Origin of the sequence: Sphingobium sp. RSMS (assembly GCF_005406185.4) — a bacterium.
In the GTDB taxonomy this organism is placed as follows: Bacteria; Pseudomonadota; Alphaproteobacteria; order Sphingomonadales; family Sphingomonadaceae; genus Sphingobium; species Sphingobium fuliginis.
Genome location: NZ_CM191257.1, coordinates 1,381,468 through 1,403,055 on the forward strand (window position 1 = coordinate 1,381,468; position 21,588 = coordinate 1,403,055).

The 21,588-nt window shown below is 64.6% G+C and carries 13 protein-coding genes and 2 tRNA genes; 4 read left to right on the forward strand and 11 right to left on the reverse strand.

The window, feature by feature from the left end; genetic code table 11:
* Window positions 1–146: 146 nt before the first annotated feature.
* Window positions 147–1,859 (forward strand): type I secretion system permease/ATPase, encoded by a 1,713-nt coding sequence (locus EGM87_RS06395; RefSeq protein ID WP_083198865.1) that lies wholly within the window; start codon window positions 147–149, stop codon window positions 1,857–1,859.
* 6 nt (window positions 1,860–1,865) lie between these two features.
* A complete protein-coding gene (locus tag EGM87_RS06400; protein ID WP_044662393.1) occupies window positions 1,866–3,248 on the forward strand; it encodes an HlyD family type I secretion periplasmic adaptor subunit in 1,383 nt (460 codons plus the stop codon).
* A 9-nt stretch (window positions 3,249–3,257) separates the two neighbouring features.
* Here EGM87_RS06400 and pelF read toward each other — a convergent pair whose 3' ends face one another.
* From pelF to EGM87_RS06440, 8 genes are read right to left on the reverse strand one after another with little or no spacing between them, the layout of a single operon-like run.
* Window positions 3,258–4,751 (reverse strand): GT4 family glycosyltransferase PelF, encoded by a 1,494-nt coding sequence (pelF, locus tag EGM87_RS06405; RefSeq protein ID WP_044662394.1) that lies wholly within the window; start codon window positions 4,749–4,751, stop codon window positions 3,258–3,260.
* Window positions 4,748–5,617 (reverse strand): hypothetical protein, encoded by an 870-nt coding sequence (locus EGM87_RS06410; RefSeq protein ID WP_044662395.1) that lies wholly within the window; start codon window positions 5,615–5,617, stop codon window positions 4,748–4,750. The genes pelF and EGM87_RS06410 overlap by 4 nt, the downstream gene beginning before the upstream one ends.
* Entirely contained in the window at window positions 5,614–6,561 is a 948-nt protein-coding gene (locus EGM87_RS06415) for a hypothetical protein (protein ID WP_044662396.1), read from the reverse strand. Before EGM87_RS06415 ends, EGM87_RS06410 begins: the two co-directional genes overlap by 4 nt.
* Window positions 6,561–8,081 carry a hypothetical protein gene (locus EGM87_RS06420; protein ID WP_044662397.1) on the reverse strand — a complete coding sequence of 507 codons (1,521 nt, stop codon included), beginning with the start codon at window positions 8,079–8,081 and terminating at the stop codon, window positions 6,561–6,563. Before EGM87_RS06420 ends, EGM87_RS06415 begins: the two co-directional genes overlap by 1 nt.
* Window positions 8,078–9,817 carry a tetratricopeptide repeat protein gene (locus tag EGM87_RS06425; protein WP_044662398.1) on the reverse strand — a complete coding sequence of 580 codons (1,740 nt, stop codon included), beginning with the start codon at window positions 9,815–9,817 and terminating at the stop codon, window positions 8,078–8,080. Before EGM87_RS06425 ends, EGM87_RS06420 begins: the two co-directional genes overlap by 4 nt.
* Window positions 9,814–10,677 (reverse strand): glycoside hydrolase family 191 protein, encoded by an 864-nt coding sequence (locus tag EGM87_RS06430; protein WP_170825558.1) that lies wholly within the window; start codon window positions 10,675–10,677, stop codon window positions 9,814–9,816. Before EGM87_RS06430 ends, EGM87_RS06425 begins: the two co-directional genes overlap by 4 nt.
* A complete protein-coding gene (gene pelG, locus EGM87_RS06435) occupies window positions 10,674–12,083 on the reverse strand; it encodes an exopolysaccharide Pel transporter PelG (protein ID WP_025550062.1) in 1,410 nt (469 codons plus the stop codon). Before pelG ends, EGM87_RS06430 begins: the two co-directional genes overlap by 4 nt.
* A gap of 16 nt (window positions 12,084–12,099) precedes the next feature.
* The gene (locus EGM87_RS06440) at window positions 12,100–16,395 is read right to left on the reverse strand and encodes a cadherin domain-containing protein (protein WP_044662400.1); all 4,296 of its coding nucleotides are present in this window, start codon (window positions 16,393–16,395) and stop codon (window positions 12,100–12,102) included.
* Window positions 16,396–17,015: 620 nt separating this feature from the next.
* Between EGM87_RS06440 and EGM87_RS06445 the strand changes: the two genes are divergently transcribed.
* Window positions 17,016–17,870 carry an endo alpha-1,4 polygalactosaminidase gene (locus EGM87_RS06445; RefSeq protein ID WP_262857313.1) on the forward strand — a complete coding sequence of 285 codons (855 nt, stop codon included), beginning with the start codon at window positions 17,016–17,018 and terminating at the stop codon, window positions 17,868–17,870.
* Between the two features lie 28 nt (window positions 17,871–17,898).
* On the opposite strand, the gene EGM87_RS06450 is transcribed toward EGM87_RS06445, so the two are convergent.
* Together EGM87_RS06450 and EGM87_RS06455 are read right to left on the reverse strand one after the other, a co-directional pair.
* A tRNA-Arg gene (locus tag EGM87_RS06450) sits at window positions 17,899–17,975 on the reverse strand.
* A 145-nt stretch (window positions 17,976–18,120) separates the two neighbouring features.
* Window positions 18,121–18,197 (reverse strand) — tRNA-Arg (locus EGM87_RS06455).
* Between the two features lie 139 nt (window positions 18,198–18,336).
* Here EGM87_RS06455 and EGM87_RS06460 point away from each other — a divergent pair.
* A complete protein-coding gene (locus tag EGM87_RS06460; RefSeq protein ID WP_044662402.1) occupies window positions 18,337–18,834 on the forward strand; it encodes a helix-hairpin-helix domain-containing protein in 498 nt (165 codons plus the stop codon).
* Window positions 18,835–18,872: 38 nt separating this feature from the next.
* On the opposite strand, the gene ppdK is transcribed toward EGM87_RS06460, so the two are convergent.
* Window positions 18,873–21,575 carry a pyruvate, phosphate dikinase gene (ppdK, locus tag EGM87_RS06465; RefSeq protein WP_044662403.1) on the reverse strand — a complete coding sequence of 901 codons (2,703 nt, stop codon included), beginning with the start codon at window positions 21,573–21,575 and terminating at the stop codon, window positions 18,873–18,875.
* Between the last annotated feature and the right edge of the window lie 13 nt (window positions 21,576–21,588).

Here is a 21,588-nt window from a genome sequence, read left to right on the forward strand (position 1 = left end):
GCATGCGCACCTATGCTATTGGTTATATTTACCGAAAATCAGCAGGATAGTATAAGCAAAGCATAGGACATAGCGCCGACAGCATGGCGCGACATGGGGGCGAGGCGGAACTTATGTTGCGTGACCTTCATAAACCATCCGCTCCGATGAAGGCTGCCCTGTCATCGTGCAGGCGCCACTTTCTTTCTTCCTTGATATTCAGCGCATTGATGAACGTCCTTTATATCGGACCCGTTCTCTACATGCTGCAAATCTATGACCGGGTCGTGACGGGACAGGGCAGACTTACCCTGTTCTTCCTGACAATCATCATCATCTTCGTGATCGGCACGCTCGCGCTGCTGGAGCAGGTGCGCTCCCGCCTGCTGGTGCGGGCCAGCATCCGCTTCGACCGGCAGCTTTCGGGGCTGCTGCTCGATACGACGCTCAGTGGACGCGGCTCGACGGGCGAGGCGATGAACCGACAGGCCCTTCGGGAGTTCGACACGCTCCGCCAGACGCTGACCGGGCCGACGATCCTGTCGATCTTCGATTTTCCCTGGAGCCCCATCTATGTCGTCGTCTGCTTCCTGATCCATCCGGCCATTGCGGCCATGGCGATGGCCGGCGGCGGCGCGCTCCTCTTCATCGCGCTTTGCAATGAAAGGCGGACAAATGCGCCGCTGAAGCAGGCCAATGACGCCGCCAACAAGGCCTATGTCAGCCAGGAACAGACGATCGCGGGCGCGGAGGTGATCCGCGCGCTCGGCATGCGGAACGCGCTGGTTCGGCGGCACCTGCTCGAACGCCGGGCGATGCTGAACCTCCAGGCCCATGCCAGCTTCGCGGGCGGGCATTATGTCGCCATCAGCAAGTTCATCCGCCTCGCCCTGCAATCGCTGGCGCTGGGCCTGGGCGCGTGGCTGGCGATCAACGACCAGATTTCGGCGGGCGCGATCTTCGCTTCCTCCTTTCTGGTCGGAAGGGCGCTGGCGCCGATCGACCAATTGCTGGGCGCGTGGCGCAGCGTCGTCCATGCGCGGGCGAGCTATGCGACGCTCAACGATCTGCTGGCCGCGAGGGATGCCGACATCGCCCTCACCCGGTTGCCTGCGCCGAACGGCCATATCGCGGTCGAACATCTGACCTGTTTCAACCCAGGCCAGGAAAGACCTGTGCTGGCCGACATCAGCTTCACGGTGGAGCCGGGGGAGGTCATCGCCATTGTCGGACCCAGCGGCGCGGGCAAATCGACCCTGCTGAGCATGCTGTCCGGCGCGGCGCGGCCGCTGCGCGGATCGATCCGCTATGACGGCGCGGACATCCAGGACTGGGAATCGGAACGACTGGCGAGCTTCGTCGGCTATCTGCCGCAGGACACGTCCCTGTTCGCCGGGACGATCAAGGAGAATATCGCCCGCTTCGGCAATTTCCTGTCGGACGATGAGGAAGCGATAGACAATGCCGCCATCGAAGCCGCCCGGCTGAGCGGCGCGCATGACATGATCCAGCATCTGCCGGGCGGCTATAATCTGACGCTCGGTTGGGGCGGACGTGGCCTTTCCGCCGGGCAGGCGCAGCGCGTCGGTCTTGCGCGGGCGCTCTACGGTGCGCCGCCGCTGGTCTTTCTGGACGAACCCAATGCGCATCTCGACGCTGAGGGAGAGGTGCGGCTGGTCGCGACGCTGGCCGACCTCAAGAAGAGGAATGCCTCCGTCATCATCGTCGCCCATCGCATGGGGATATTGGGCGTGGTCGACAAGATCATGGTGATGCGCGACGGAAGGGTCGAGGCCTTTGGCGCACGCGACGACGTGCTGGGCCGTTTGAAGGCGATCCGGTCGGAAGAACGTCCCGCTCCCCAGACGGCGGAGGGGTAAGGCGCCATGGGAACTATTCAGATCAGGGATGCGGCCGGCGCCGTCGAGCTTTACTATCCCGCCGGAAGCGGCGCGGAGATCATCGACGACCGGCCTGAGCGCGACATGCGCGCCGGCATGATCATCGCGGCGCTGTTCTTCGTCCTGTTTCTCGGCTGGGCGGCCTTTGCGCGGCTCGATGCGGCCGCCTATGCGCCAGGGCGGCTCACCGTGTCAGGCCAGCGGCAATCGGTGCAGCATCGCGACGGCGGCGTGGTGGGCGCGATCTTCGTGAAGGAAGGCCAGCATGTCAGCCAAGGCCAGCCGCTGATGGAACTGGCCTCCGCCGAGGTGCGGGCGCAGGCGCGCATCTTCGGCGCGCAATATATCGAGTTGAAGGCGCAGCGGGCAAGGCTGATTGCCGAGCAGCTTGGCGCAAGCCATGTCCTGTGGCCTGCCGAATTTGCGATGCTGAAGGGGCGGGAGAAGGCGGATGCGGAGGAGGCGATCCGCCTTCAGCTGACCCAGTTCAACGCGCGTAGCTCCGTACTGGCGGCGCAGACCGGCGTGCTGCGCCAGCAGGCCAGTCAGGTGCAGCAGACGGCGCGCGGCTATCGTTCGCAACTGGCGGCCTCTTCAGAGCAGGCCCGCCTGATCGGAGAGGAACTGGAGAGCCTGCGCGGCGTGGCGGAAAAGGGGTTTGTGTCCCAATCCCGGATCAGGGCCCTGGAACGCGCAAGGGCCGATCTTCAGGGACAGGAGGGGCAATTTTCCGCCAGCATCGCCCGGTCCGGGGCGGAAGCGGGGGAAAACCGGCTGAAGGCGCTCGAAGCGGAAAAGGCCTATAAGGAACGCGCCTCATCGGAATTGCGCGACGTCGAATTCTCGCTCAACGAAGTGCTGCCCAAATATCGCGCCGCCAGGGATCAGCTTGCCCGGCTGCAAATCCGCGCACCCGCCACCGGCACCATCGTCGGCCTCAACGTCTTCACTGTCGGCGGCGTCATTTCCGCCGGCCAGAAGCTGATGGACATCGTTCCCGACCGGGCGGGTCTCGTCATAGAGGCGCGGATTTCGCCCGAAGACATTGACGACCTGAAAGTGGGGCAGCAGGCGCAGATCAAGTTCAGCAGCCTGCATGAACGCGACCTGCCGATCATGGACGGCCGGATCACGCGGCTTTCGGCCGACAGCTTCCAGGATGAAAAGGCGGGGGTCTCCTTCTACACCGCAGAGGTGATGGTGCCGCCGAAGGAACTGGACAGGATCAGGAGCGTGCGGGGGAAGGATTTCAGCCTGAAGGCAGGGATGCCGGTGCAGGTCCTGGTGCCGCTGCGGCGGCGGACTGCGCTCCAATATGCGCTGGAACCGCTGACCCAGTCGCTCTGGCTGTCCTTCCGGGAGCATTGAGCCAGACGGTCATTGCAGTTCGGAAAAGCGGACCCGCGCGCCCAGCGCCTCGTAGATGTGCCGATATTCCGCGATGATGGCGCTGCGGTCATAATCCCGCACGACACGCTCGCACAGCGCTTCGCCCATCGCCCGGCGCAAGGAAGGCGAGCGCAGCAGGTGCAGGATCGCCGCCGCCGTGCCCTCCGGGTTGACCAGTTCGGTGACGATGCCGCCCGGCCGGTCGATCCCAGGCGCCCGCCCCTCGATCATTTCCCGGCAACTGCCGACATCTGGCGCGACCACCGGCACCCCGCACGCGCCCCCTTCCAATATGACGAGCGGCTGGGCTTCCGACAGGCTGGTGAGGACGATCAGGTCGATCCGGGGCAGCCATTCCGCGACATTGACCCGCCCGGCAAATTGCACCGCATTGCCGATGCCCAGTTCAGCGACCAGCGCCTCGCAATCCGCGGCATAGTCCGCATCCTCATCGAGCGGCCCCAATATGGCGAAGCGGACTTCGGGCATGTCCGTCAGGACCAGCGCCGCCGCCCTGATGAAGGTCTTGACGTCCTTGATCGGCACCACCCGGCCGATCAGCGTCACCAGCGGCCGGGCGGGATCGCAGGCGCGCTCCATCGACGCGAAGCGCTCCGCATCGATGCCGTTGGGAATGACGCGCAGCCGTTCCTGCCGGGCGCCCAGGCGGCGCTGCGTCTGGTTGTTGGCCCCGTACAGCGCGATGATCGGGTCGCAGGCGTCGTAGCAGGCGCGGGTATAGGTCTGGAAGACCGCCAGCCACAGGTCGCGCAGATCATGCCCTTCCCGGTCGAGCGTCAGCCCGGTTTCGATCTGGTCCCCGATCCAGTCGGCCATCATGATCTCTATCTGCCGTTCCAGCATGTAGATTCCATGTTCGGTGATGAAGGCGGGATGGCCGGTCTCATAAGCGGCCCGTGCAGCCAGCAGGCCCGCAAAGCCGGTGGATATGGTGTGATAGACACGCGCTTTCGGCAAGGGCGCGAGCAGCATCTTGAGCAGCCCGCCCAGCAGCACCCGCATCGCCCAGAAGAAATGATGGAAGGAGGCCGAGCGGAAAGCCGTGTCGTAATAATGGGTGAAGAGGTCAAATATCTCCGGATTGGAGAGGAGATCGCCTGCGCCGGGGCACGGCTTCAATCCTTCCAGCGCCTGCCGCAGACGGATCAGTTCATCCCTGCCGCCCGTCGACAGGAAGGCGAGCAGCAGGCGGCCGATCCGCTTCATCTGCGACGCCGGATAGCGGCGCGGCAGGCAGGGTTCGATCAGCAGCGGGATTTCCACCACCTCCACGACATTGGGCGGCGGCGCCATGCGCCAGGGCTGCGCGCCATTGCCCGCCTTGATGGCGACGAGCGAAAATCGCAGGTCGGGCATGCTGAGGATCAGGTCCTGCAACCAGCTGGAAACGCCCCCGACCACAAACGGATAAGCGCCTTCGACGATCAGGCATATGTCGCTGTCCTGCCCGTCGGACATCATGACGCCGGCTCCACGTCCCCCCTGCGCGTGGGCCGGGCCTTGCCTGCCGGATGCCGTTCCAGCGCGCGCCTTATCCGGGCGCGCGCCGCCTGCAATGACCGGCGCCTTATGTCACCGCTCTTCAGCAAGCCGGCAATCTCATCCAGCTTCCTGTTCGCGTCCTGACAGAGCCGAAGCCTCTGCCCCTGCGGCAGCAACTGGTTGAAGCAGCCATGATCGGCCAGCAGCATGGCAAGGGCATAGCGATCGTCCAGATGCTGGGCGGGGGCGATCCTCGCCTGCAATTCGCTGCGTTGCTGCGCCAGATTATAGCTGACCTGCGCGGCCGCAGCGGCGGCGAGCGCCCGGATGGTCTGGTCCTCGTCCGACAGGGCCATGACGATGAGGGGGGACAATCGCGGCTCGAAAGAGATCACGGCGGTTTCCAGGGCCCGGTAGCGGGCCTGCAGATTTCCGTAGCGGAGCATGGTGGCCAGTGAACCGATCTCGTCGCTTTCGGGATAACGCACACGATCGTCGAGTATCCGGCCAAGCCGCTCTACCGGCGACAGGTCGTTGACGTCCCGCCGCTTGCCCGTTCGGACGTCCCGATAGGCGATCTGCCTTTTCCGCCTCGACGGCCGGACCAGCGGCGCCAGAATCAGGCAGACCAGCATCCCGGCAGGCCCAATGGCGGCACCGATCGGCAGGGCGAAACGCTGGCGCACGCCCAGCCCATCCAGCCCTTTCATCATGACCAGCAGCGCGGCGCAGGAGAGCGCCAGATGGATGGGCGCGAACCAGAGGATGCTCCCCTCTCCCACCGCCAAACCGGTGAACAGCAGGAACAGATCGGCAGCCGAAAACAGGATGAGCAGGGCGATCAAGCCACTTTTCCTTCCGGGACCAGCCATTTCGGCGCAAAGGCCTGTTCGCGGCCGAACAGCGCCGGGCATTTGCCGAGCAGGTCCGCAACCTGTAGCAGTTGCGCCACATAGGCCTCCGTGATCCTGATCCCGGCGGCGCTGTGGACGAGAATGATGGCCGCCAATCCTTCCTCCGCCCCCGCGACCGGCACGGCCAGAAGACCCCATTCCGACAGCAGCGGCCGGTCGGCGGCACGATCGGCCCGCAACGGCCTGGGCGTCGCCAGCATCGCCTGCGCCATCGGCGAGCGCGAAAGGTCCGGGGCCTGCCCCTGGGCCGTCTTGCCGCCGAAGCGCGCCGTCACCTGGGCGCCGCGCACATCGTAGAAGGTGAAATCCTCCGTCTGCGCGGCGAGCGCGATCAGGCGGGCGACCGCGTCGGCCTGGCTTTCCGGATCGGGTTTGGAAAGGTCGAGGCCGGCAGCCATGGCCTGTACGATCGTGCGCTGCCCGGTGGCGATCCGGACCTGCAGCTTGCGGTTGGTGTCGGTGAGACGGGCGATGATTTCCGCCAGCTTCTTCCAGTTGCGATCCATCGCCTGATGCTGCCGTTCCTGATCGGCAATGCGGTTCCTGCGGCTGGCGGTCACCTCGCCCGTCACCAGGGCCGTCACCATCCACAGCATGGGCTGGATGGAGAGGCGCAGCTGCTGTTCGATATGATCCGTCGCGCCCGACCATGGGTTCGACCAGCGGAACCAGATGGCGGAGGCGATTGCGGCGGCGGCCAGCCCCGATCCGGTGCCATAGGTCGTCGCCATGACCAGCACCGGCAGCCAATAGGGATTGGGGTTGATGTCGCAAAAGGCATTGCCGCTCATCAATCCCTGGTCGATCGCCATCAGCGTAGCGAACAGGATCAGCATTTCCGCGCATTGCAGCAGGATGGGCCGCTTCTTCAGCATCAATGCCTCCCAAGAAAGCGAGTGAGCGCCACGCGCAGATAGAGTTGGCGTCCCGAAATGCCCGGCCGGCTGATCGAACTGATCCCGCCGCTCGCCTGAAGGCGCCAGCCCTCGCTCAGCCGCCCGGTCGCGCTGACGTTCGCGGTGGGGCCGTCGGTCTTGCCCTTGCGGTCGAAGGTCCAGCCTGCCGCGCCGCTGAGCTGCCAACCTGTCCAGGACATGCCGGACAGCAGTTGGAAGCTGTGATTTTCCCGGTCGCTGAGAGGGATATAGGCAAGGCCATTGGGCCGCAGCGCCCTGCGGCCGACATATTCCGCATCCAGCCGGTAGCTGACCGCCAGCGATGGCGATCCGCGGCGGAGCAGATAATCGAGGCCGCCCGCCACGGTGATGCTGCGCGTCCGAACACCGGTGCCGGTCAATCCATAGCCATTCCAGCCGCCATCCGCCTGCACCGCCAGTTCCGGCGTCAGGCGGATCGTCCCCCCGATCCCCGCGCGGCTGATATGACCGCCGAAGGTCGATTGCTCAGGCGTGGCGAGATCCGGCAGGCGGTAGGCGAGGACCAGCCTTCCCTGCTTTTCGGGAGGACCGGCGAACAGCCGAAGGCCGGCGCCCGCCACCTTTTGGTCCAACTGGGCACTGCCCTGAAACTCGATGCGGGAAACCGCGCCGAGATCGACGGTCGCGAACAGGTCCCCGATGGCGGAGCGGGACGTGCGGTTGGCAAGAATGCCGTTGGCGCCATGGACGGTGTCCGCTTCGGAGCGGAACCAGCGGACGCCAGCGCCGAGCGAGAGGCGGTTGTTGAACGGCACCAGCGCATTGAGGCCCGCCTCCGCCTGCCAGAAGACCTTGCCGCCGCGCGCCGTCACGGCCCCGGCGACATTGCCGCCCGATTCGGCCAATGTCTGCCGGGCAAAGGGATCGTCCGCGGCGAGATTGCGATAACGGGCCGCGCCAAGGGCCAGCGCGCCCTCCGCAACCTCCATGTCGCCCAGCAGGCGCTGGATTCGCTTGTCGCCGGGATATGCCGCCGCCAGCGGAGCAAGCCGCCGCCGCGCCAGATCGGGATAGCCGGCGGCGGCATCGGCTTGCGCCCGGGCGATGGCGAGTTCGACGCCCAGATCCGACGTTTGCGGTTCGCCTGCGATGGGGGGGGCAGGCGCCGGCTCTCCATCGGGCAGGAAACGGACGTGCAGCCCATGCTTGTCCGCCACCGCCTCCAGCTTCCGCCCCTCGGCGGCGCGCAGAACCAGACTCTCGTCATTCCAGCGCAAATCCGCCAGGTCCGCCCCGGCGGCGGCGGCAAAGTCCTTGAGGACGGCATCGGCAATCGGCCGGTCGAACCGGACGACCAGCTCATAGCCGCTGTCTTCCAGTTCGAGATGCACGTCCCCGCTCCATTGCAGGTCCACCGTCCTGACTTCCGATGCCGTCACATCCGTGTCGGGCGGCAATGCCGCGACCATGAGCGGCGGCGGCCCCATCAGCAGCAAGGCGGCGGCCAGTGGCGTCATGGCCGCAACACCTTGCGCGCACGTCCCGGATCACCCGAGGCGATAAGCAAGCGGGCCAGCATGATGTCGAGCTTGCGGTCTGCCGGAGTGGCCCGGCGCAGTGCCTCGACCATGGCCGTCGCCTCCGACATCCGGCCCAGCCGGGTCAGCAGTTCCGCCCGCTCCACCGAAAGCGGCGAGGTGAGCGCCAGCGATCTTTCGATCCAGGGACGGGCCCCGGCTTCGCCCTTCAGCTTCTTCTGCGCATCGGCCATCAGGCTCAGCGCTGCCCGGTCGTCGGGACGTTCGCGAAGATAGAAATTCAACTGGTCGGCGGTAGCCCGCGCATCCCCCCTGTTCCAGCCGTCCCAGGCAAGGCGAAGGTGATCCGACGGCTCGGCGGCGCTATTGGCGACGCGGGCGTTCGCAAGCGCCAGATCATAATAGGCCGCTCTATCGGGCGGAACCTGCGCGCCGGCTGCCGCCTTCAACTGCAGGGCGGAAAGGGTGCGGCCGTCCAGCAGCCGGTCGAGCGCCCGCGCCGCCGCCGCCCTGTCGCGCGCCGCATTGGCCAGTGCGATGCGCTGGACCAGCATGTCGCTGCTGTCGGCGGCGTCAGTCGCTTCCAGAAACGCCAGCGCGTCCGCAGGCCTTGCCCGCTCGACATAGGCCTGCGCCCATTTCGGATCGGCCAATGCCCGCGCCTTCAACCAGGCAAGGTCCTGCGCGACAGGGCGCGGCCCCATGAGGTACAGCATGCGCGCGTCGGACGGGTCATCGCTTTTAACCGTCGATTGCTGCCGAAGCAGCGCGATAGCGTCCGACCGGAAACCCCTTTCCAGCAGGCGTTGCGCGATGGCGGGGCGGTCGGCGCCTGTCTCGGCCGCCCGACCCAGCAGCCATTGCCGTATTGCATCCCTGTTTCCGGACCCCATGATGATGCTTTCCCGCACAGCATCGCGCCCCGTCGGCAGCATGGCGGCATAGCGAAGCGCCGAACGGATGTCGCCGGACCGCTGCGCCAGCGTCATGGCAAGCCAGGGGTTCCGGTCGCGCCAGCCCGGCGTCCCGGACCGGTCGATCCGAGCAATGAGGTCATAGCGCCCCGCCCCACTCGCCCAGGACGCCAGATCGAGCGACTGTGCCGGGTCGAGCGGCGCTATGGCGCCATGCTCCGCGGCCAGGATCAGCAGATCGGGCTGGCCGAGCGCATAGCTGGCCTCGACCAGATCCTTGGCCGGAGCCGTTCCGGGATTCATGGCCGCCGCCCGAACCATGTCGGCGGCACCCTGCGCGTCGCCGGCCTTGCGACGCAGGTCGAGGCGGAGGCGCCAATGGGCGGGGGCGGCGTGATCCGGACGGCCCTCCAGAAAGGCAAGCGCGACCTCCGGACGGCCGCCCGCCATGATGTCATAGGTCAGCCTTGCGCTCGGAACCGGCGCGCCCTTCCCCGCCAGCGCATCCGCAAGCTGCCCCAGAACCTTAGCGTCGGCCGTCGTCACGGAAGCGTTCAACAACCGTTGAAGGTCCGGAGGAGAAAGCCTTTTCCCTTGCGCGAAGCGCTGCATCAGCATGGCCGCATCGGGTGGAGGCAAGGGGATGGCGACCGGCGGCGGCGCGAATGTCGCTCGCCGGATCGCATCGGCAATCTGCCAGTGGCTGGGCATCAACAGCACCGCAGCGGCGAGCAGCAACCCACCCCCCGCGATCGGTCCGATGACCGCCATGTTCGGGTGGCGCAGCGCTTCGATCTTCATGACAGGGGCTCCGGTATGAGCCGGTCGAGAGCCAGGGTGGACACATAGGGCTGGAATCCGGCGGCGCGCTCCCGCGCATAGAGGCTGGCGATGGTGGCCTTGTCGCGCGGGTCCCAATAGTCGAGCGTGGCAAGCCCCAGACGGGGATTGATCCGCCGGGCCGCGAAAAGATGGTCCGCCTGCCATTGCCAGTCGTCGGCGGAGGTCATCTCATAGCGCCCCTCCGCGAAGTTCCAGCGCGAAGCCATGGCTTCCGCCAGCACGAGGTCGATCTGACCCGCGACCTGCGGCAGCAGGGCATAGCCCCGGTTTATCATGATCGCCATGTCCGGAAAGCGCGTGCGAATGGCCTGCACCAGCCGCGCGGCGCCGGCCACCATGCCCTTGTTGCGGTCGGCATCCTGCCGCTCCAATGCCTCCGCATTGTCGAGCGTGTCCATGAAGATGCCGTCATAGCCCTTGCGCAATATGGCGGGGATCAGGCGATCGACCACAAGGGCGGTCCAGGCCGGATCGCGCAGGTCGACAAGCCGCGCCTGCGGCCAGTTCGGATTGGCCTGCCGCAGCGCGCCCGCCTTTTCCAGTTCTGCGGCGAAGGGACGACCGTCATGGACCTCCCCCAGGCTGATATAGCCCAGCAGGCGGCTGCCGGGGCCACGCAGCGGGGCAAGCGGGCGGGCGAAGTCGGGTTCCAGCACCAGAAGGCCGAAGCGGCGGGCGATGGCGGGATCGGTCGCTTCGCCATAATCCACCCCCCAGGCGTTGGCCCCGCCGATTTCGGGCAGGGCGCGGGCCGAAAGGCCGAACACCATGAGGGACAGCGCCAGCAGATCGCGGCGGCGGAAGGGAAGAACGCTCATGGCCAGAACCTCGCCCACAGGCCGCTATTGCCCGCCACCGCCGGATTATTGCCGACGAAGAGCAGATAGGTGAGCTTGCCCGTCGCCTCCGCCACCAGCGCGACGGCGAGCGAGGCTGCCGTCACCGCGCCCGCCAGATAGCCGAAGCCGAAGCCCGCGAAGCCGCTGTCGCGAAACAGCAGCGTGCCCGCCGCGCTCGCCAGCAGGAAGCTGCCCCAGACCGCCACAATCCGGCCGGCAAGGTCATAATAGGACAGGATGATGCTCATCTGGATCGCGACGAGGTGGAAGACGACGCCCACCGCCGTCAGCCGAAAGCCGAATATGCCGCGCGCGTTCATGTCGAGCAGGCGGATGATCTCCGGCGCGAGAACCCAGCAGAAGCCGGCCAGGATCGCCTGCTCGACCATCAGCAGGCGCAAGTCCAGCCGGATCGTCATGCCGACCTTCTGCCGCGCCTTTTCGATCCGGCGCCGGTTGGCCGTGCCCATGCAATGGCTCATCAGCGCCGCAAAGGCCCGGTCGAACCGCGTCTCCGTCGTGACGAGGATCAGCGTCAGGCCGGGAATCATCGTGAGCAGGCCGAGGAAGCTGGCCTGATCGTTGACCGGATTGACCCGCAGGGCGCCAACGGCCTGAACGCTGCCCGGCGCCCACCAGAGCAGCCATTTGTCGATCCAGATCGCCAGCGCGTTGGTCAACCCCGCCGCGCCCAGCGCCAGGACGCCGGGCGTCCTGCCGATCCAGCCCGGCCGCCATTCGGGACTGTTGGGAAAATCATCCCGGATCGCGGCGATCAGCAGCGCCAGCGTCACGATCAGACCCGCCGCGATCGCCGCAAGAACAGCGGCGGGCGCGGTCGGCCGGACCAGCGCCAGGCACAGGGCCACCATCGCGATCCCGCAAAGATAGGCCAGGAATATCGGCCGGTGCCGCCATGTCGCGTGCAGGAAGGGACTGGCGATCCAGATTTGCGAGAACAGCGTCAGGATCGCGGTGGCCAGCAGGAACAGGTCCGGCCGCATCCCGCCGGCAAGGCCGAACAGCAGGCCCCCCGCGATCAGCGACGCCAGCGTCGCCCAGACCAGCGCCGCCAGCAGGATGGCGGGGATCGCGTCGCGTTCCCCCAGGTAGAAGCGATCGGACGCCATGCGGGTCGCGATCATCGCCAATGGCGCGGTGATCACCGTCGAAACGCCGAAGGCATAGACCAGGCTGGTCTGGATGATCGCATGGTCGGCCGCAACCATGGTGGACCGCGTCCAGCCCTGTAGCAGGAAGACCGCGAGCGCGGTCATCAGCCACGGGCCGGAACTGACCACGGCCCCGTGGAAGGCGGCATTGGCGATCCCGCCCAAGCCGTCCTCCCGGGCTATCCGGTCCAGTCTGAAGCCGATGCCAGCCATTCCCCCGGCCCCGTCGCTAAAGCAGGAAGTCACTCGCGGTCAGGTTGTGCACCCCGATCAGCCTGATCGCGAAATCCACCGTCGCCGGATTATTGTCGACATTCGCCTCGACAAAGCTGTCCGTACCGTTGGAATAGACATGAAGCTGGCCCGGCCCGGAAAAGGCCGCATTGCCGATGAAGCTGAAGGCCTGGTTTCCCGACAGCGCCGGCATGGCGTCGATTGCGGACAGGTCGATCCGGTCGATCCCCTGCTGGAAATCCATGATCCGGTCCATGATCGCGGGCGTGCTGTTGCCTGTGGCGTTATAGATGAACAGGTCGGCATCGGCGCCGCCGGTCAATATGTCCGCGCCCGCCCCTCCTGTGATGCGGTCGGCGCCTGCCCCTCCATCGATGATGTCGTTGCCGCCCGCGCCGTTCAGCGTGTCGGACCCGCCATTGCCGATCAGCGTGTCGTTGCCGCCGGCGCCCCTCAGCGTGTCTTCCTCTCCCTGACCGATGAGTGTCGATCCACCGCTTGCCGCCGTCAGCGACAGGCCGGACACATTGTTGACGACGACCGTCAGGTTCTGGAAATCCTGCGCGCCCAGGCTGTCCGTGGCCAGCACCTGCACCTGATAGCGATTGTCCAGGTTGGAATCTGCGGGCGCCTCGAAATCCGGAGCGCTCTTGAAGGTCAGGACGCCGGTCTGAGGATCGATGGAAAAGAGCGCGCCATCAACGGCTGACCCCAGCGAATAGGTGATTGTCTGGCCCAGATTGACGTCCGTCGCCACGACCTTCGTCACGGCCGTACCATTTTCGGCCATTCGGATGGTTGCGGAAGCCCCCCCGCCATTCGAGATGATGATCGGCGCGGCGTTGAGGATGGTGACGGTGACGGCGATGGCCTGGTCGTCATAGAATGTTCCGTCGGACGCGCGGACGATGACGTCATAGACATTGTCCTTGCCCGTGTCCGTCGGCAGCAGATAATTGGGCGTGTTGACGAAGTTGAGCTGCCCTGTCGAAGCGTTGATCGTGAATTTGCTCGCATCCACGCCGCCCGCAATGGAATAGGCCAGCGTCGTGTTGGCATCCGGATCGACCGCCGTCACCTTCATCACCGGCCGCGTGCCGGTGGAGACGGAAACGGCAGCCGTATCGCCGCCGCCGCCGGAAGTGATCACCGGCGCATGCTCGTTCGCATTGGTGACGGTGACGTTGATGGCCTGATCGTCGAACAGCGCTCCGTCGGACACCCTTACCGTCAGGCTATAGACATTGTTCGCGTTCGCATCGCCGGGCAGGTCGTAATTGGGCGGGCTGAGGAAGGCGAGCGCGCCGGTCGATGCATCGATAGAGAAAAGCGCGCGATCGGGTCCGCCGACGATAGAATAGGCGAGAACCGTAGCCGCATCGGGATCGGTCGCGGTCACGCTGGTCACGGCGGTTGTGTTTTCGGCGACGGAAATAGCCGCGGACGCGCCGCCGCCGTTGGAGGTTATGACCGGCGCCTCGTTCACATTGGTGATCGTGACTGCGATCGCCTGATCATCGTACAGCGTGCCGTCGGACGCACGCACCACGACGTCATAGACATTGTTCGTCCCGGCGTCGGTAGCCGCCTCGAAATTCGGCGCGGTGAGGAAAGCCAAGGCGCCCGTCGCGCTGTCGATCTTGAATTTCGCGGCGTCCGCTCCGCCGGAGATGGAATAGCCGATCACCGTTCCGACATCCGCGTCGGTCGCGACAACGGTCGTCACCGCGGTGCCGTTCTCTGCCATGGAAAGCGCCGCTGTCGGACCGCCGCCACCGGAGACGATCACCGGCGGATTCTTATATTCCAGCGTGACATTGTGCAGGCCATAGCCGCCCAGATCGACCGTCACGATCTCCCCGACCCGGCTATAGCCCAAGGCTCCGGTGACGACGATCCCGTCCGTGCCCGGATTGGCGATGTCGATGACGACCTTCCCCTCCCCCTGAACGGAAAAGGCAAGATTGTGACCGTCGCCGGCGACGCTCAGCAGCACGGCCCGCATCGGCAGGTCGGTGATGTGCGTCACATCGTCCGCCGCTGCTCCCAGATTGATCCTGAAGGTTCCGCCGCTCTGGGGAAGGAAGACGCTGTCGCTGTCATAGGCGTACCAGCCGGCCACATTCTGGATGACCAGAGCGCCTTGGCGGTCGACGTCCAGCGACAGATTGCCGACATTGGCGCCGCCGACGCTGGCGGTGATGCTGTTGCCCGCCACCGTGGTCGTGATCGTCGCATTCCTGACCGCCGTCATGCGCGCGGCCAGATCGTCCAGGGTGACGAACTCCATGTTCGCCGCCACCGCATGCTGCAACCAGCTCGTGAACATCGAAATATCATAGGGACTGTCCACCGTCGGGCTGCCCGACAGGAAATCCGCAGCGCCATAATCATGCCAGGGCCAGACGATCACCGGCGTCTGCGCATTGGCGACCAGCTTGTCGAACTCCCCGATCCAGGCGGCTGTCGCCTCCGCCACGGTCTTCTTCTGAAATTCGATGAGTGTGTAGTCGAAGGAGGTGTTGGGCGCGAAATAGATCTGGTTCTGATTGTCCGGCGTCAGATAGCCGAAGGCATTGGGATAGCCCGCCCCCTGCGCCGCATAGCCGCCGGTCAAATAGTCCGACACATATTTCATGATCTCCTGCGAGGTCGGCAGCAGTTCCGGCGCGCCCGGCACGGCCGCGCCCGTGATCTGGAACGGCTGGTTCAGATAGGCGCCGATCTGCTGGTTGAGGATCGTGATGCTGTTCTGGAATTCGGTCTGGATCTGCTGCGCGCTGAGCAGGTTGGTGTTTTCCGGATGCGTCAGGCTGTGCGTGCCGATCTCATTGCCAAGGTCCAGCAGCGCCTTGTAATAAGGCAGGGACACCGCCCAGTCGGTACCGGTGCCGTTCGTGCCGTCGCCGACGTTCAGATAAAAGCTGCCGACGAAATTATAATCCGCCTTCCACTGCGTCAGGATGGGCAACAGCTTGTCGTAGATGCCGGGCGTGCTGCCCGCGGGATTGACGTCTTCCAGTTCCTGGCTCTGGTCCATGTCGACGCGGGCCGCGACGATGCCGGAATCTCGCGACAGGTGCAGGCCGACCGACAGGCCGGTGCCGTTCGCCGCATAGGAGATCGCCTGCTGCAGCATATTGGCGTCGGCCATGATGCCTTCGCTGGAGAACAGAATGTTGCGCGCCGCCCCGGTCTGCGTCGCCAGCGCGGCCGAATAGACGGAGCCGCCATCGATGGTCTCGGTCGCGATCTGGTGGCCCGTGCCGCTGACGCTGGTAAAGGCGTTCCAGCCGACGCCGGTGTAGCTGTTCACCTGCTGGCCATTGGCATAATGGTCGAGGACGAGGCCCGTCGCGTCGGTCGCGTTCACCACCACATTGCCGGTGCCCCCGGTGACGCGGGTTGCGTCGAACAGCAGCTTCATCTGCGCATAGGGATCGCCGGGCAGCGGATCGCCGCCGATCGTACCGCCCTGCACATGGGGCTGGTTCGTCATGAACTCGCCCGCCGTGACCAGGCCGATGCCCAGTTGTTTGCTCGCCATTTCCAGCGTGTGGGAAATCGCCTCCACCTTGTCGACGGGCACGTTGCGGAAGGACGGGAACACCAGCGCATCGTAATGGGACAGCTTGGCAAGGTCGGTCAGGTCCGCTTCCGTCAATATGTCGAAGGGGATGCCGGCCTGGATCGCCTGCGCCTGAACCGACATGAAAAGCTGCGAATAGGCTGTGGGGCTGAAATAGGCGTCGGCTGTCGTCTCGGAAAAGACGATGCCGATCCGCATGTCAGGCGCCTGGGTTGCGATCGTCTGGTTGAAGACCGTGAACGGCGCCGACAGATAATTGGACGGCATGAAGCTGTTCGACAGGTTGTTGATGTCGTAATAGGTGTACATCGCCGCCGGATTGCCCACCGCCGAAGTGGGGAGGCGGAATTCGACCGTGGTCCGGTCAGCCGACCAGGCCGTCTGCAGCCCGGACAGCACCAGCGTCTCCCCCGCTGCGCCGGTGTAGAGGTTCACCGTGCCGTCCGCCGCGAAGTTCACATTATATTCGGCGCCGCCGGCAAAGCCGAAAATCTGATAGCCCGTGGCGGTCCTGCCGTCCGTGTTCAGCCAGACGGTGGTGTCCGCGCCTATGGCGACCGGGGCCGTCAGGGCGAAGACGAAGGCGTCATTGTCCAGGGTCGCATAAACCTGATAGCCGGGGGCGCTGTTGTCGTCGATCCGGTCGGTTGCGAGCCAGTCATTCAGAGAGCCGTCGATGGTGACGCTGTGGCCATAGGTCATGGCAAACCCCCAAACTTATGGATGCCGAAATCATTTCATAAGTTTGCGACCGAATATCTTTTGGTTTTTCCAAGTAAAAACCAGTCACGTCCTGCATATTGGGCCATGAAGCACAACGCTTTTGCCCGACACCGAAGACAAAGGATGCCGTTCCGGGACATGCCCAGCCATTATCCATGTCGATGAGGCTGTATCAGGGTATAGAAGTCATCTTCTCATGCCCGTAGCAGTTCCCATGACCGGGATTCCGCCCAAGGCTACAGTCACACCGCGCATCTATCTGGGGCGACTCGGTTTTTGAAGTTTTTACCCATGGTTAATTTGCGGTTAGGCATGTTCCAATGTCAACTTCAATGAACAGAATCTCCCGAAAAATCCAAAATAACGGCAAATATGCCGACAATTAACGATGTCATTTCGTTAAGTATAGCTGACGGTTTATATCCATAGCCATATCCCTACCTTCTTTATTTTACTTTATACCGCTTCCGCTTCGACCACCTGTCCCGCCGGAGGCCGTTCATCAGATCGGGATCGATGTTCCGCGAGAAGGGACTGGGATTGTGCTTGGGGCGTGCGAAAAACTATCGTCGATCGGCCTTCTTGCCGTCGCAACGCTGATGCTGGCTGCATGTGGAGGCGGAGATGAAGGTTCGCCAACCCCCGCACCCACGCCGACCCCGGTCCCGACACCATCACCCTCCCCCAGCCCTTCCCCCACCCCCACTCCGGCACCCGCGACGCTTTCCAGTTGGGACTGGATATTGCAGAGCCAGGGCCTACCCCCGGCGCCGCCTCCCGTTGCCTATCTCGACGTCGACGGGTTCGACACGGCCGCATCCTATGTGGCGCTGGCCAAATCCCGTGGAACCAGGACGATCTGCTATCTCGATGTCGGATCGGCGGAGAGCAACCGGCCCGACTATGCCAGCCTCTCGGCCATATCCGGACTATTGGGCAACAGCTATCCCGGCTTTGCGGGCGAACGTTATATCGACATTCGCCGCTACCCCGAATTCATCCAGATCATGGACGACCGGCTGCGCATGTGCCGGGACAAGGGTTTCGACTATGTCGAATTCGACGTGATGGATGCGTTCGAGGATGGAGCCGCGACGACGGGGTTCAACCTGACCGAACAGGACATGATCGCCTATGTGACCGCCCTGTCCGCCCGGGCGCGCGGCTATGGACTGAAACCGGTGCAGAAGAACGCCAGCGGTTCGTCCGCGGCGCTGGTGCCGCTGTTCGATGCCATATTGTTCGAAGGATGCGTGCTGGGCGATTTCTGTGCCGACAGCGCGCCCTATGTTACGGCGGGCAAGCCGGCGTTCAATGCCGAATATCCGGAGGAATGGCCCGCCGGAACCTTCGACCGCGCCAGAACATGCAGCGTGTCCGCCAGCGCCACCGTCTCCACGATCATCACCGTCGTGGACCTGGACAGGCCCGCACCGGACCGCTGCGTTCCTTGAAACGGGCTTCGCAGGAATGTGAAGGGAATGGCGCACCCGGAACGATTCGAACGTCCGACCCTCAGATTCGTAGTCTGATGCTCTATCCAGCTGAGCTACGGGTGCGTTGTGGAGGGGCAGATAGAAGGGGGCGGGCAGTCTGGCAACCCCTAAACTGGACAATCTTGAATTTAAAAGATGCCGTGCGACCGAGCCTGAGGACAAGCGGCTTCACGCCCGTGCAAGCAAGGGAAAACGGAATTTGGGGAAATGGCGCACCCGGAACGATTCGAACGTCCGACCCTCAGATTCGTAGTCTGATGCTCTATCCAGCTGAGCTACGGGTGCGTTGGAGTGGCGCAGATAGAAGCGGCCAGACATTTGGGCAAGCCCTTTTTGCACTTTTTTGGCGGACTGCCTGATCGAAGGCGCCGTACCGCAACCTTGTCCCGCTCCGGTCGTTCGAGAGGCAGGAAAGGATGCTGAGATGACCTTCACTCCCAACGAAATCGCGCTGCTGGTGATCGCGCTGCTGATCGGGCTGCTTCTGGGCCTCATCATGAGCGGACGCGGCAAATATAAGCGCTACTGGCGTGATGAGCAGCTTGCCCACGCCCAGGCGGTTAAGGACCGCGACGCCCGCCTGACGGCGGCGCAGGAGCGGATTGCCGAACTGGAACGTCAGTCGGTTCCTCCACGCTCCGCCACCCTTGGGACCGCCGAAAGCACGCATGAACGGGATGATTTCAGCCGCATCCGGGGCATCACCCCTCAGGACGAGATCGCGCTCAATCAGGCGGGCTATCATCGCTACGATCAGATCGCGGCGATCAGCAGCGAGCAGGAGGCAGCGCTTGAAACGCGCCTCGGCCTGCGAAGCGGCGTGATTTCCCGGGAGGAATGGCGGAAACAGGCCCGCCTGCTGGATGCGCGTCAGGATCATGAACATGCGCGGCTCTACGACCAGCGCGCCACGCCTGTCTGAAAAGGAAGGGGGCGGGATAATCTCCCGCCCCCTTCCTGTCATTTCCGGTTCGCCAGCGCCGCCTGAGCCGCCGCCAGTCGCGCGATCGGCACGCGATAGGGCGAGGCCGACACATAATCGAGGCCGGTCTTCTCGCAGAAGGCGATGGAGGCCGGGTCGCCGCCATGTTCCCCGCAAATGCCGAGCTTGATGCCCTCGCGGGTCGCTCGACCGCGTTCGGCGGCCAGTTCGATCAGTTCGCCAACGCCTTCCACGTCGATGCTGACGAACGGGTCGCGGGCGAAGATGCCCTTGTCCACATATTGCGTCAGGAAGCGCCCGGCATCGTCGCGGCTGATGCCGATGGTGGTCTGCGTCAGGTCGTTGGTGCCGAAGGAGAAGAATTCGCCCACTTCCGCGATCTCGCCCGCCTTCAGCGCGGCGCGCGGCAGTTCGATCATCGTGCCGACCAGATAGTCGACGCTGGCGCCCTGCTCCTCGAAAACCTGCTTGGCCACGCTGTCGACGATCGCCTTCATCAGTTCCAGCTCTTTCTTCGTCGCAACGAGCGGGATCATGATTTCGGGGATCGGCGCCTCGCCGCTGCGCTGCTTGATGATCAGCGCGGCTTCGAAGATGGCGCGGGCCTGCATCTCGTAGATTTCAGGATAGGTGACGCCCAGACGGCAACCGCGATGGCCGAGCATCGGGTTGAATTCGTGCAGTTCGGCAGCGCGGCGCTTCAATGCTTCCACGCCGACGCCCGCAGCCTTGGCCACTTCCTCGAACTCCGCTTCGCCATGCGGCAGGAATTCGTGCAGCGGCGGATCGAGCAGGCGAATGGTGACGGGCAGGCCCGCCATCACCATGAAGATCTGCGCGAAGTCGTCGCGCTGTTCCGGCAGCAGCTTGTCGAGCGCGATGCGGCGGCCCTTTTCCGTGTCCGCGAGGATCATCTCGCGCACGGCGGTGATGCGGGCCGCGTCGAAGAACATATGCTCGGTACGGCAGAGGCCCACGCCTTCAGCGCCGAAATCGCGGGCGGTCTGGCAATCCAGCGGCGTTTCGGCATTGGCCCGGACCTTGAGGCGGCGGACCTTGTCGGCCCAGCCCATCAGCGTGCCGAAGTCCCCCGCCAGTTCCGGCTGCACGGTCGGCACTTCGCCCGCCATCACCTCGCCGGTCGAACCGTCGATGGTGAGGATGTCGCCTTCCTTGAGCGTGCGGCCTTCGATGCGCAGCGTCTTGGCGGCGTTGTCGATCGACAGGCTGCCCGCGCCGGAAACGCAGGGACGGCCCATGCCGCGCGCCACCACGGCCGCGTGGCTGGTCATGCCGCCGCGCGCGGTCAGGATGCCCTTGGCCGCATGCATGCCGTGAATGTCCTCGGGAGAGGTTTCCACGCGAACGAGGATCACCGAATCGCCCAGTTCGTTGCGGCGCTCCGCAGTGTCGGCGTCGAACACGATGGCGCCCGAAGCCGCGCCCGGAGAGGCGGGCAGGCCCTTGGTCAGCACGTCGCGCGGCGCCTTGGGATCGAGCGTCGGATGCAGAAGCTGGTCGAGCGCGGCGGGATCGACGCGGGCGACGGCTTCTTCCTCGGTGATCAGGCCCTCATTCGCCATGTCGACCGCGATCTTGAGCGCGGCCTTGGCGGTGCGCTTGCCCGAACGGGTCTGGAGCATCCAGAGCTTGCCCTGCTGCACCGTGAACTCGATGTCCTGCATGTCGCGATAATGGGTTTCGAGGATCTGGAACACCCGCGCCAGTTCGGCATAGGTTTCCGGCATCGCCTCTTCCATCGACAGCGGCTTGGCCCCTGCCCGCTCGCGCGCCTGCCTGGTAAGGTATTGCGGCGTGCGAATGCCCGCAACCACATCCTCGCCCTGCGCATTGATCAGATATTCGCCATAATAGGCATTCTCGCCGGTCGCCGGGTCGCGGGTGAAAGCGACGCCGGTGGCGGAAGTATCGCCCATATTGCCGAACACCATTGCCTGCACGTTGACGGCCGTGCCCCAATCATGGGGAATCGAGTTCAGGCGGCGATAGACCTTGGCGCGGTCAGCCTGCCAGCTGCCGAAGACGGCGCTGATCGCGCCCCAGAGCTGGTCGTTCACATCCTGCGGGAAGGGCTTGTTCCAAAGTTTTGAAACAAGGCCCTTATATTCGGTGACGAGCGCCTTCCAGTCGTCGGCGGTCATTTCCGTGTCGAGCGTGTAGCCCTGGTCTTCCTTGGCGACTTCCAGCGCTTCCTCGAACGCGCCATGGTCGAGTTCCAGCACCACGTCCGAATACATCTGGATGAAACGGCGATAGCTGTCCCAGGCGAAACGTTCGTCGCCGGAAGCGGCAGCCAGACCCAGCACGGTTTCGTCGTTGAGGCCGAGGTTCAAGACCGTGTCCATCATGCCGGGCATCGAGATACGCGCGCCGGAACGAACGGAAACCAGCAGCGGGTCGGCCTTGTCACCGAACTTCTTGCCGGTGATGCCCTCGATATGGGCGATGCCGTTGGCGACTTCCGCTTTCAGGCTTTCAGGATAGACCCCGCCGTCCTGATAATAGCGGGTGCACATCTCCGTGGTGATGGTGAAGCCCGGGGGCACCGGCAGGCCGATCGCAGCCATGCCGTCCAGATTCGCACCCTTGCCGCCGAGAAGATTCTTGTCCCCTTTGCCGCCATCATCGACGCCGCCGCCGAAACGATAAACATAACGGGTTGCGGTCGTGCTCATGCTGGCCTCTTCCATTGTCAACATAATCGCGGCTCTC

Excerpts from the sequence above, each read along its gene's own strand:
- EGM87_RS06395 (WP_083198865.1), top strand. The coding sequence starts at position 147 with ATGAAGGCTGCCCTGTCATCGTGCAGGCGCCACTTTCTTTCTTCCTTG.
- EGM87_RS06400 (WP_044662393.1), top strand. The coding sequence starts at position 1,866 with ATGGGAACTATTCAGATCAGGGATGCGGCCGGCGCCGTCGAGCTTTAC.
- pelF (WP_044662394.1), bottom strand. The coding sequence starts at position 4,751 with ATGATGTCCGACGGGCAGGACAGCGACATATGCCTGATCGTCGAAGGC.
- EGM87_RS06415 (WP_044662396.1), bottom strand. The coding sequence starts at position 6,561 with ATGCTGAAGAAGCGGCCCATCCTGCTGCAATGCGCGGAAATGCTGATC.
- EGM87_RS06420 (WP_044662397.1), bottom strand. The coding sequence starts at position 8,081 with ATGACGCCACTGGCCGCCGCCTTGCTGCTGATGGGGCCGCCGCCGCTC.
- EGM87_RS06425 (WP_044662398.1), bottom strand. The coding sequence starts at position 9,817 with ATGAAGATCGAAGCGCTGCGCCACCCGAACATGGCGGTCATCGGACCG.
- EGM87_RS06430 (WP_170825558.1), bottom strand. The coding sequence starts at position 10,677 with ATGAGCGTTCTTCCCTTCCGCCGCCGCGATCTGCTGGCGCTGTCCCTC.
- pelG (WP_025550062.1), bottom strand. The coding sequence starts at position 12,083 with ATGGCTGGCATCGGCTTCAGACTGGACCGGATAGCCCGGGAGGACGGC.
- EGM87_RS06440 (WP_044662400.1), bottom strand. The coding sequence starts at position 16,395 with ATGACCTATGGCCACAGCGTCACCATCGACGGCTCTCTGAATGACTGG.
- EGM87_RS06445 (WP_262857313.1), top strand. The coding sequence starts at position 17,016 with ATGCTGGCTGCATGTGGAGGCGGAGATGAAGGTTCGCCAACCCCCGCA.
- EGM87_RS06460 (WP_044662402.1), top strand. The coding sequence starts at position 18,337 with ATGACCTTCACTCCCAACGAAATCGCGCTGCTGGTGATCGCGCTGCTG.
- ppdK (WP_044662403.1), bottom strand. The coding sequence starts at position 21,575 with ATGTTGACAATGGAAGAGGCCAGCATGAGCACGACCGCAACCCGTTAT.